Here is a 1,932-nt window from a genome sequence, read left to right as displayed (position 1 = left end):
ATAGGTTTGTCTATGAGTGTACAGGTTTGTCTATTAAATTGTCAACTTAGGACAAGCTCTTTTTTTTCCTATCTTTTTGCAGCGTTCCTCAGACGCGGTTGGTAGCCAGTACCTTGACTCATTTACAGGGTCAAACTTTCCTTGGGAACGTTTGATTTTATCGTCCATCAGTAATAATACCTCATTTTGTTTTTCGTGTTATTAACTAACTACTATGAATTTTCTACAATTTTACTCCCCCTTGTTGCAATTTTTTAAAGGGGTCAAGTAGAAAATCAATAATTCGTCGCTGACGGACAATTACCTCAGCGGTTGCTGTATCCCCTGGACGCAAAGGAATACATTTATTAGCCGAGGGAATACAACTTTTTTTGAGAGAAATTTCTAAGTTATAAGCGGCTATTTTGCCATTAGCTGTATCTATCTCTATCGTATTAGGAGAAATTTTAATTAACTCTCCTGAGATAATACCATAATCCTGAAACGGATAAGCATCAAATTTGAGCTTTACTGGTAATCCTAACCGCAAAAAACCACTATCTGTAGTTGCCATTTGCGCTCGAATTATTAAGGGTGAATTATCTTGAGCAATTTCGGCCACCATTGTCCCTACTTGCACAACTGAGCCGGGTTTTTGAATTGGTAATTGAAATAATATCCCATTGACAGAAGCTTTAATTTCTCGCTGTCCTAACTGAAATTTTAAGGCATCAATTTGGCGTTTAGTTTGAGAAATATCTGATTTGAGGGAACTAATATCTGTATCTAAACTTTTCTGCTGTTCGGCAATTTTTAACACTGCTGACTGACCAGAAAGGGTTAAAGTTTGATAGCTTCTTTGCTGTTCTCCCAGTCGCAATTTAGCCTGTTCAATATCGGCATGAGCTTGGCGCAAATTTCGCTCATAACTACTTTGTTGTTCTGCTAAACGTAACTTAGCTTGTTGAATATCTGATTGACTTTGTGCATATAATTTTTGCTTTTCTTTAGCGATATCTTGCTTTTCTACTAAATTAATTTCTGGAATTACTCCCTGTTGTCTGAGTTGACTGTAGCGTTTTACTTCTCGCTGACTACTTAATAAGCTACTCTCTGCTAATTGATTAGTAGTTTGACTATTAATTAGGGTTTGTCGCGCTTGATTAAGTTGAGATAATCTTTCTTCTTTCTGAAATTGATAAGCATTTTTTAGGGTATTAATATTCTGTTTTGCTTGATCAATTTGTGCTTGTTTTTCTAATTGTTGAGATTGATTTTGTTGTTGTTGGGTTGCTAAGGAGACAATTAACTGATTTTTGGAGGATTTTAACTGAGAAAGTCGGTTTAATTGTCCTTCCAATTTATCTTGAACTTGACGTAATTCTGATTTGACTAATTCCGATTCTAATAATAATAGAGTTTGTCCGGCTTTGACTGTTTCACCTTCTTTAACTTGAATTTCGGCAACTGTTCCCCCTACAGCGGCATCTAATTTCACGGTTTTATCTTTAGGTTCAATACGTCCTCTTCCTGTACCTGTTTCATCTACTTTAGATAGCAAAGACCAAGGTAAAACTAGGGAGACAATTAAGACTAAAAGATATAATAGTCCTCGCGTCCAAACCTGGGGTAAACTATCAAGTGATTCTTTAGTAATTTCCGACCAATCTTCATTGGTAATTTCTGGTAATTCTGGTGATAAATTATCATCAGATTTTGTGATATTCCCATTTAATGTACTTGTCATGATGCACCTTGATAAAGAATTTTTTTTGAGAAATGAAACCCAACTGTAATTATTATTAAATCATTGTTGGGTTTCGCTATGGCTCAACCCAACCTACGTTAGTTGTAGGGTGCGTCAGATATCAACAATCTGTTTATTTGCAGGATTTATGCAGTATGAATTTATGGTAGGTTGGGTTGAGGAACGAAACCCAACTATAATCATTG

At 35.7% G+C, this 1,932-nt stretch carries 1 protein-coding gene; it reads right to left on the bottom strand.

Features of this window, described 5'->3' with window-relative positions; all coding sequences use genetic code 11:
- Positions 1-223 precede the first annotated feature (223 nt).
- Positions 224-1,726 carry a beta-barrel domain-containing protein gene (locus ACIR131C_RS0120025; RefSeq protein ID WP_028091594.1) on the bottom strand — a complete coding sequence of 501 codons (1,503 nt, stop codon included), beginning with the start codon at positions 1,724-1,726 and terminating at the stop codon, positions 224-226.
- Positions 1,727-1,932: the final 206 nt, after the last annotated feature.

Source organism: Dolichospermum circinale AWQC131C (assembly GCF_000426905.1).
GTDB classification, from domain to species: domain Bacteria; phylum Cyanobacteriota; class Cyanobacteriia; order Cyanobacteriales; family Nostocaceae; genus Dolichospermum; species Dolichospermum circinale.
The sequence above is the reverse complement of the archived record's forward strand: the minus strand, read 5'-3'. Positions and strand labels throughout refer to the sequence as shown.

What these genes read in the sequence shown, in the direction of transcription:
- ACIR131C_RS0120025 (WP_028091594.1), bottom strand. Translation starts at nt 1,726, where the DNA reads ATGACAAGTACATTAAATGGGAATATCACAAAATCTGATGATAATTTA.